Below are 9,961 nucleotides of genomic sequence, written 5' to 3'. Positions count from 1 at the left end.
ATGATACACCTGCCGATGTTGCAGAGGATAGTGGAACGACTAACATTGCAGTATTAGGCAATGATAGTTTTGGAGGCGATGGTCCAAGTACTGGAACAATCAATGTAACTGCTATTCCAGCGACAGTAGGAACTGCCGTAGTGAATAATGGAGGTACCCCGAATGATCCTACAGATGATACGATTGACTTTACACCAGCCTTAGACTATAATGGTCCAGTAACGATCACCTATGAGATTGAGGATGCAGATGGAGATACAGATACGGCTACGGTTACTTTTGATGTAACGAGTGTTGATGATAGTCCAACAGCTAACGATGATAGTTTAACCGTTGATGAGGATAGTACTGCAGGAGTTGCCAATCAGATCGATGTTTCGACCAATGACAATATTGGTGGTGATGGAGGCGATGGAGATGATTTTGCACTGGCTACCGGTCCAAGTAATGGTACAGTAACTGAGGTAAGCGATGGTGTTTTCCAATACGTACCGGATGTAGGATTTAGTGGTACAGATAGTTTTACTTACACTATCACAGATGTTGACGGTAGTACTGTTACAGCAACTGTTAATATTACTGTAAATGATACTGGCAATCCAATAGCAGTTGATGATACAGCTAGCACAACAGAAGATACGCCAGTGACTACAGGTAATGTGTTAACTAATGATACTGTTATAGACAATGCTACCATAACAGCCTTCGATGCAACAAGTACAAATGGAGGTACGGTGTTAAATAATGGAGATGGTACATTTACGTATACTCCACCTGTTGGATTTGTAGGAGATGATACATTTACATATACGCTTTGTGATGATGATATTCCACCAACTTGTTCCACAGCAACGGTTACCGTAACTGTTGGTGATGCAGGTGATCCAGTAGCAGTCGATGATACTGTTACTACCACAGAAGATACACCAGTAACTACAGGTAATGTATTAGATAATGATACTGTTATTGATAATGCTACCATTACAGCTTTTGATACAACCAGCACAAATGGAGGTACAGTAGTAAATAATGGAGATGGTACATTTACGTATACCCCACCTGTTGGATTTGTAGGAGATGATACGTTTACATACACACTTTGTGATGATGATACTCCACCAAGTTGTTCTACGGCAACAGTTACAATAACTGTAGGAGATGAGGGTAACCCAGTAGCAGTAGATGATACCGTAACTACCACAGAAGATACACCAGTTACTACAGGTAATGTATTAGACAATGACACTGTTGTAGACAATGCAACTATTACAGCTTTTGATGTAACGAGCACAAATGGAGGTACGGTAGTAAATAATGGAGATGGTACATTTACATATACACCACCAACAGGTTTTGTAGGAGATGATACATTTACATATACACTTTGTGATGATGACACGCCTCCAAGCTGCGATACTGCTACAGTAACGGTAACAGTTGGAGAAGTTGCGAACCCTCTCCTGTCTTTAATAAAGACTTCTGAGATTGATGGAACTCAGGTTGATGATGTAATTACGTATACATTCACTGTTGCAAATATTGGAAATGTTGTAATTGATAATATTACAATAGATGATCCTTTAACAGGAAGTGTAAGTTTGGCAATTACTCCAAGTACATTAGCACCTAATGAGTCAGGAACTGCAACAGCAACATATGCCATAACTCAAGCAGATATCAATTTTGGTGAAGTTATGAATAGTGCAACGGTAATAGGACAAGATCCAACCGGAAATGATGTTGTTGATGTATCAGATAGTGGAGATGAAACAGTAGACGAAGATAATGATGGTAATCCTACGAATGATCCAACAATTACTATGATTGAGCAATTACCAAATTTAGATTTAAGAAAAACTGGTATATATGTTGATGCCAATAATGATGGAGTTGCAAACGCTGGAGATGAAATTAGATATGAATTCATTGTAGAAAATACGGGTAATGTAGATATTACAAATATTGTTCTTGCAGATCCATTACCAGGAATTGTAATAGAAGGAGGTCCGATTGATCTTGCTGCGGGAGAGGTAGATAATGATAGTTTTAGTGCTACATATATTTTGACTGAAGAGAATTTACTTTCTGGTAGCGTAACGAATCAAGCTACAGTAACAGGACAAGATCCTAATGGTATAGATGTTACTGATGTGTCTGATGATCCATTAAATGATACCGACGTTGATTTGGATAATGATGGTGATTTTGAAGATGAAACTGTAACGGTTATCGTATCAGATGGTGAAATTGTAGTCTATACAGGTCTAAGTCCTAATGGAGATGGAGTAAATGATGAATTTAGAATAGTTGGACTAAGTAATTTCCCTAAGAATACATTGCGAATTTTCAATAGATGGGGAGTACTGGTATTTGACCAAGATGGGTATGAGCAACCAGGAGCGAGATTCTTTGTTGGAATTAGTGAAGGAAGAACTACAGTATCTAAGAATGATAAGTTACCAGTTGGCACCTATTATTATGTTTTAGAATATGAAAATGCAAGTGGTATTCTTAAGCAGAAAGCTGGATTCTTATATATCAATAATTAATTATTTGGAATAGTTTATATTTGTTATTCCCTAAATCAAATAAAATACGAATGAATAGACTACTAATTATATTTATGCTAGGAGTGTTCGGGTTTTTCTCCTTTCAAGGACATGCGCAACAGGATGCACAGTATACGCAATATATGTATAATACTATTACGGTAAACCCCGCATACGCTGGTAGCCGTGGAGTGATGAGTATAATGGGCCTTCATCGTAGTCAATGGGTAGGCTTAGATGGTGCGCCTAGAACTCAAACCTTAACACTTAATACACCTTTAGGAACCAGTGAAAGATTAGGTTTAGGTTTATCTATTGTGAATGATGAAATAGGACCAACCGATGAAACTTATTTGGATATAGATTTCTCATATACAATACCTACATCTGAGTATGGTAAATTAAGTTTTGGATTAAAGGCAGGTGGTCATTTATTGAATGTTGATTTTCAACGATTAACTCAATTTAATAGTAACGATGCTTTATTTGAGAATAATATTGATAACAAATTTAGCCCTAATGTTGGTGTTGGAGTATATTATCATACCAATCGTTTTTATGTAGGTTTAAGTGCGCCTAATTTGTTGGAAACGAATCACTTTGATGAAAGTACTACAGACGCGAATAGTAATGCTGTAAGTTTTTTAGCAGAAGAGCGTATAAATTATTACCTTATCGCTGGTCATGTTTTTGATATAAATGATGATTTAAAGTTTAAACCTGCATTATTAAGTAAGCTTGTTTTGGGAGCTCCTTTGCAAGTAGATCTTTCTGCAAATTTTTTACTATATCAGAAACTTACTCTAGGAGTAGCCTATCGTTGGAGCGCTGCAGTAACAGGTACTATAGGTTTTCAAATATCAGACTCTATGATGCTTGGTTTTTCGTATGATAGAGAGACTACTCAATTAGGACAAACACAATTTAATGACGGAAGTTATGAAGTTATGCTACGTTTTGAATTATTTAAGAAGTATAACCGAATGCTAACACCACGTTTCTTTTAATAACCAACTAATAAAAAAATTAGTATTAAAACATGGGTAAATATTTACGTAAAATAGGATTAGTTTTTTTAATTCTTTTATTTGGACAGACTCTTATCGGTCAAGAGAAAAAACTCGGAAAAGCAGAAGATCAATATAACAGATACGAATATATTGATGCTCAAGAAACGTATTTAAAGATCATTAAAAAAGGCTATAAGGATGCCGATCTACTAAAAAATTTAGCAAACAGTTATTATTTTAATAGTCAGTTTGAAGATGCGCAGAAATGGTATAAAGAATTGATCGATACTTACCCTAAAGAAATAGAACCTGAATATTATTTCAGATATGCACAGACTTTAAAGTCGGCTGAACGTTATGATGAAGCTGATCAATATATGGAAAAATTTACGCAATTAGCGGATCAGGATCAAAGAGTAAAATTATATAATGATGAGCCTGATTATCTAGAAAGAATTGATTTTCAATCTGGAAGATTTGAAATAGAAAACTCTTCGATAAATTCTTCTTTTACCGATTTTGGAACTGCCTTTTTTGGACGATTTGTAGTATTTTCTTCTTCAAGAGATACACTGATGTTCAAAAAAACACTGCACCAATGGAATAATGAGGCATTTTTAGATTTATTTCAGGCTGAATATAATCCTACAAATGGTGAGTTATCCGAAATCCAAAAATTTAATAGTACAATAAATTCAAAATTTCATGAGTCTACACCGATTTTTTCAAAAGATGGAAGAACAGTGTATTTTACGAGAAATAATTTTATAAAAAGAAAGATTGGTAGAGATAAAAAAGGAACAAATAAATTACAGATTTACCGATCTTATAAGAATAGTCAAGGTGGTTGGACTACTCCACAAAACCTATCATTTAATAGTGATGAATATTCTACTGCTCATCCAGCATTAAGCACAGATGGAAAAACGTTATATTTTTCTTCTGATATGCCAGGAGGACAAGGGGATTCGGATTTGTACAAAATAGCAATTAATGGAGATGGAAGCTTTGGAGAACCTCAAAACCTTGGAGAAAGAATAAATACTGAAGGAAAAGAAACTTTTCCTTTTATCAGTGATAATGGAGACTTGTATTTTGCTTCTAATGGCCATATTGGTTTGGGAGGTTTAGATGTTTATGTTACAAATCTTGACCCACAAACTGATGAAGAAAAATTAGTTGTAAATGTGGGTAAACCAGTAAATAGCCCACAAGATGACTTTGCTTTTATTGTGGACAATGGTTCAAAAAGAGGATATTTTTCTTCAAATCGAGATGGAGGTAGAGGTAGCGATGATATCTATAGTTTCTTGCAGTTAGAAGATCTAAGAAGTTTTTGTGAGATTGAAATTTCGGGCCTTACAACCGATAAGGATACAAGTGAGTTATTGCCAGGTACTAAGATTTCGGTATATGATAGTAGTAATAATGTGGTGGAGAGTATAGTAGTCGGCGAAGATGGAAAGTATATTTTTGAGAAGTTAAAATGCGGATCAAAATATTTTGTTAGAGCAGAAAAAGACGAATATGTTACTTTAGAAAAACTAGTAAATACTCCAGGCGAAACACAGACCTTAGATACACCACTTGCCCTAGAGAAAAGAATAAAATCTGCCGAGGTTGGGGATGATCTTGCAAAAGTATTAGCACTTAAACCTATTTATTTTGATTTTGATCAATCTTATATAAGAGAAGATGCTAGTATAGAACTAGCGAAGGTGATTGAAGTGATGAATGAATATCCGAAAATGAAAATTGAGGTAAGATCGCATACCGATAGTCATGGGGATGATGCATACAATATGCAATTGTCTGAGAGGAGAGCAAAATCTACCGTTGCCTATATGGTTGAGAAAGGTGTTGCATCTGATCGATTGACAGGAAAAGGTTTTGGAGAAACAGAATCAGTTAATGACTGTGGTAATGGTTCTAACTGTAGTAAAGATGATTATCAATTAAATAGACGTAGTGAGTTTATAATAATAAAGTAATAGTCTTAACAATTATAAATATTTAAAAAACACCTTACTTGTAAGGTGTTTTTTTATTAAATCAAAATAGCTATATTGATTCAATAAAATACAACACATTTACATGTTTTAGAGTTATGTGCTAAAATAATTGAACGTATTTACTGTTTCTTATTTAAGGGCATATAACCTTAAAAAACAAGATTACTTATAGTTCAATTACTAGAGTGTTTTTGTAATTTTGACCCAATACTAAATAATGGAAGAAGAAAGAGTAATTTTAGTTAATGAAAATGATGAGCAAATAGGTTTAATGCCTAAGTTAGAGGCACATCAAAAGGCAGTCTTACATAGAGCTTTTTCAGTATTCGTTTTGAATAGAAAGAATGAATTAATGCTGCAACAAAGAGCTCATCATAAATATCATTCACCAGGTCTGTGGACCAATACATGCTGTAGTCATCAAAGAGATGGTGAGACTAATGTTGAAGCAGGAACTCGAAGATTGCAAGAAGAAATGGGGTTTGTAACATCATTAAAAGACTCTGTTTCGTTTATCTATAAAGCTCCCTTTGATAATGGCCTTACAGAACATGAGTATGATCATGTGTTACTAGGTACTTATGAGCAGGATCCTGTAATCAATGTTGATGAAGTAGCAGATTGGAAATGGATGCCTTTAGAAGAAGTTCGGAGTGATATTTCTGCACAACCTGAGCTATATACAGAATGGTTTAAAATCATTTTCGATAAATTTTATGCACATATTACAATATGAGAATTAAAGCCTGTAGAAAAGCACATTTTAATGCAGCCCATAGATTATATCGTAAAGACTGGAGTGATGAGAAAAACCTTCAGATATTTGGTAAATGTAGCAACCCCAAATATCACGGGCATAATTATGATCTTATTGTTAGTGTAATTGGAGATATAGATCCCGAAACAGGATATTTGATGGATCTTAAAATCTTAAAGGAGTATATTAAGACTGAAGTTGAAGATTATCTGGATCATAAAAATCTTAATGAAGAAGTTGAAGAATTCATGGATTTAAATCCCACAGTAGAGAATATAGCAGTTGTTATATGGAAAAAACTTCGCAATAAGATTAATATGGATTATGATCTTGAGGTTACATTATATGAAACTCCTCGTAATTTTGTTATTTATAAAGGAGAATAAGTATGGCTTTACAGGTAGGAGATACGTTACCTCATTTTGTTGCTAAAAAAGATAGCGGAGAAGATTTTGATAGCAAAACATTAGTTGGAACGCTGCCATTAGTAATATTTTTTTATCCAAAAAATTTCACTCCAGGTTGTACTAAAGAAGCATGTGACTTTAGGGATAGTTATGAAGACTTTAAATCATTGGGAGCCGAAGTTATAGGCATAAGTTCTGATAGTGTTTCTTCTCACATGAAATTTAAAAATAAGTACAGGCTCCCGTTTATTTTCTTATCTGATACTGCGGGTAAACTTAGAAAACTTTTTGGAGTAAAGTCAAACCTCTTAGGGTTGTTACCAGGAAGAGAAACGTATGTTGTTGACAAAGAAGGGATTGTTAGATTAAAATTTAATAACATGAATGCTTCAAAGCATTTAACAGAAGCGATGACTAAAATGAAAGAATTGATCGCAATTTAATGGAAAATAGTAATTTTGTATAAAATAAAAATGATATGGCAAATAAAAGAAACCTTAAAAAGGATATCAACTACGTATTAGGAGATATTATTGAAGAAGTATATGTGTGGGAACTAGATAACCCTGGAAAGGATAACAAAGCCGGAGAAGCAATAATTGACGAGGCAATAACTTCTTTTGATGGTTTTATAGAAAGAGTAAATGAACGAAATGTAGAAAGTTATTCTAAACATTTTAAAGCTATTCGTACTGATTTAGAGACAACAGCAAAAGCTTTGGTAGATAAAGTAAACGCTTTGTAATTTTTTTTTAAAAAGTATTTGTAAATATGATTGTAGAAATTATATTTGCAACCGCTTTTGCGCCGATATAGCTCAGCTGGCTAGAGCAGCTGATTTGTAATCAGCAGGTCGTGGGTTCGAGTCCCTCTATCGGCTCTTTTGTAAAGCTCTGAATGAAAATTCAGAGCTTTTTTTGTTTCTTAAAAGCAAGTAGTTATTGCTGTATAGAATTAAAACAATTAAGAATCAATCGTATTATAACACAAAAGGCATTCATTAAAAAAATGAATGCCTTTTGTGTTAAGTTTAAATTCTGTCTAATTCAACTAATTAATTGAATCATTTTTTTTAGTAGCTTCCTCTTTAGTTTTTCGTTCCTTTACGTACGCTATAAGTTGTTTACCATACAATGATTTTTTTACACGAGGACTTAGTGATTTGGCTACTGTATCCAAATATTTTAAGTTGGCATCATACACTTCACTTAAAGTAATATAAGGAGCAACTTCTAATTTCTTATTATATATAGCGAAATTTATCGTGTACAAATACTTTTGGCGTAATAGTTTCTTATACGCTTTATCATTTTCGATTAATTTCTCATCGTCATTTTGCTTACTGGCTTCAAAATCTTCTTTCATAAGTCTAAGATTTCGTTCATTAAAGCGCTGCAACATTTTTTTATATTCCTGAAATTTCGTTTGATTTTTACCTCCTACAATTTTCACATCTTTTTCAAAATCAATCAAAGAAGTTGTAATAGTAATCTCACCAGGTTCTGCAAAGAAATCAATACGATCATTATATTGCGCACCATCATCTTTATCTAGGTATAAATAATGAATTTCTGGTTCTTCAACATTAGATTGAAGTATAAATTCTGAATTTCCATCAATGGTTATAGAATCAACATTAACCAATACGGTATCTTGTATTTTTTGAAGGTATAGCACTCCCTTCTTTAATCCTTTGATATCACCAGATATGATAACGTTTCCCTTTTTTTTGGGAGAACTACAGTTGATTAGAAATAATGCAGTAAGTAGTATGAAAGAAAATCTTTTCATAGAATTTTTTAGTGTTTTAAAAACGGGTTACAAAGATGCTACAAATTAGATTGAAATACTAGCTTCCAGATGCTATTTGCATTAAAATTGTACATAAAATAGCACCATAAGTTCCCACGACATATCCAAATACGGCTAGCAAAACCCCAACAGTAGTTAATGAAGGGTGAAAAGCTGCAGCAACAACGGGAGCAGAAGCTGCTCCACCAACATTAGCTTGACTACCTACGGCAAGAAAGAAATAAGGGGCTTTTATTAATTTTGCAACACCGATAAGAAGGGCTGCATGGATTGTCATCCAAACTAAACCAATTGCAATTAATCCAGGGTTTTCAAAAATTCTACCAATGTCCATTTTCATGCCAATTGTAGCTATAAGTACATAAATAAAAATACTACCTAGTTTACTTGCTCCAGCACCTTCATAATTTTTTACTTTAGTAAAGGATAATAAAATACCAATGGCTGTGGCGATAGTAACCATCCAGAAAAATTTTGAGGTGAAAGAAGACAAAGCAGAACTTTTGTCATTAAATATTTCAAAATTATCTGATAATAGATTAGAAATCCCTCCGGCGCCCCAATGTGCTATGCCTACTACGGTAAATGCTAAGGATAGCATAATAATATAATCCGTTAGAGATGGGTTACGAGTAATACTTTCTGCATAGCTTGATACTTTTTGTTTAAGAGATTCTATAGCAGTAGTATCTGCCTTTAACCATTTATCAATTTTTTTACTTTTACCAATACCAATGAGTAGTATGGCCATCCAAAGATTAGCTACAACAATATCTACCAATACCATTCCTCCATATTTATCTGGGTTATATTTGTAAATTTCTAACATAGCCGCTTGATTAGCACCACCACCAATCCAGCTTCCCGCTAGAGTAGATAACCCTCTCCATACCGCATCAAATCCTGCTCCACCAACAGTTTCTGGCGAGACTATAGAGATTAATAAAATTGCAATCGGACCACCTAATATAATACCAAAAGTTCCTGTTAAAAACATAATCAGTGCTTTTGGACCCAGGTTAAAAATACTTTTAAGGTCAATACTTAAAGTCATTAATACCAAAGAAGCTGGTAAGAGGTATCGACTTGCTATATAGTAGACTTTAGATGATTTTTCAACTAATTGTCCTTCTGTATTTAATTCATTCCATTCTGGAGCAATAATTCCTAAAGAATTAAATATTGATGGTAAAAGATAGCATAATAAAACTCCAGGGATAAATTTATAGAATGTTTTCCAAAAGTTTGTTTTAATCGATGATGTATAAAAAACTAACCCTAGACATAGCATTAAAATGCCAAAAATAATTGTATCATCAGTAAAAAAAGGAGTATTTTCCATTATTGCATGTTTGTGTTAAGAAGAGTGAATGGTGCAAAATACATTATTTTAAAAAAGTGGAAACAACTTTAA

The 9,961-nt window shown here is 33.7% G+C and carries 9 protein-coding genes and 1 tRNA gene; 8 read left to right on the top strand and 2 right to left on the bottom strand.

All coding sequences use genetic code 11. From position 1 onward, the window contains the following. The 8 genes from DK508_RS09820 to DK508_RS09785 all read left to right on the top strand — a co-directional run. Window positions 1–2,549, top strand: a 2,549-nt coding sequence (locus DK508_RS09820; RefSeq protein ID WP_109300564.1) for an Ig-like domain-containing protein, incomplete at its 5' end; no start/stop codon positions are given. 50 nt (window positions 2,550–2,599) lie between these two features. Further along, window positions 2,600–3,556: a type IX secretion system membrane protein PorP/SprF gene (locus DK508_RS09815; RefSeq protein WP_109300563.1), complete on the top strand. Its 957-nt coding sequence runs from the start codon at window positions 2,600–2,602 to the stop codon at window positions 3,554–3,556. A 32-nt stretch (window positions 3,557–3,588) separates the two neighbouring features. Continuing rightward, a complete protein-coding gene (locus tag DK508_RS09810; protein WP_109300562.1) occupies window positions 3,589–5,550 on the top strand; it encodes an OmpA family protein in 1,962 nt (653 codons plus the stop codon). Window positions 5,551–5,788: 238 nt separating this feature from the next. Then, window positions 5,789–6,307 carry an isopentenyl-diphosphate Delta-isomerase gene (gene idi, locus DK508_RS09805; RefSeq protein WP_109300561.1) on the top strand — a complete coding sequence of 173 codons (519 nt, stop codon included), beginning with the start codon at window positions 5,789–5,791 and terminating at the stop codon, window positions 6,305–6,307. Further along, window positions 6,304–6,714, top strand: a complete 411-nt coding sequence (locus tag DK508_RS09800; RefSeq protein WP_109300560.1) for a 6-carboxytetrahydropterin synthase — start codon at window positions 6,304–6,306, stop codon at window positions 6,712–6,714. Before idi ends, DK508_RS09800 begins: the two co-directional genes overlap by 4 nt. A gap of 2 nt (window positions 6,715–6,716) precedes the next feature. Further along, window positions 6,717–7,178 carry a peroxiredoxin gene (locus DK508_RS09795; protein WP_109300559.1) on the top strand — a complete coding sequence of 154 codons (462 nt, stop codon included), beginning with the start codon at window positions 6,717–6,719 and terminating at the stop codon, window positions 7,176–7,178. A gap of 35 nt (window positions 7,179–7,213) precedes the next feature. Continuing rightward, the gene (locus tag DK508_RS09790; protein WP_109300558.1) at window positions 7,214–7,480 is read left to right on the top strand and encodes a hypothetical protein; all 267 of its coding nucleotides are present in this window, start codon (window positions 7,214–7,216) and stop codon (window positions 7,478–7,480) included. Between the two features lie 61 nt (window positions 7,481–7,541). Next, a tRNA-Thr gene (locus tag DK508_RS09785) sits at window positions 7,542–7,615 on the top strand. Window positions 7,616–7,785: 170 nt separating this feature from the next. Here the strand turns inward: DK508_RS09785 and DK508_RS09780 are convergent. Continuing rightward, on the bottom strand, window positions 7,786–8,526 hold the full coding sequence (locus DK508_RS09780; RefSeq protein WP_109300557.1) for a DUF4369 domain-containing protein: 741 nt from the start codon (window positions 8,524–8,526) through the stop codon (window positions 7,786–7,788). 58 nt (window positions 8,527–8,584) lie between these two features. After that, window positions 8,585–9,889: a DUF819 domain-containing protein gene (locus DK508_RS09775; protein WP_109300556.1), complete on the bottom strand. Its 1,305-nt coding sequence runs from the start codon at window positions 9,887–9,889 to the stop codon at window positions 8,585–8,587. Between the last annotated feature and the right edge of the window lie 72 nt (window positions 9,890–9,961).

Source organism: Aquimarina sp. AU474 (assembly GCF_900312815.1).
GTDB lineage: Bacteria > Bacteroidota > Bacteroidia > Flavobacteriales > Flavobacteriaceae > Aquimarina.
The sequence above is the reverse complement of the archived record's forward strand: the minus strand, read 5'-3'. Positions and strand labels throughout refer to the sequence as shown.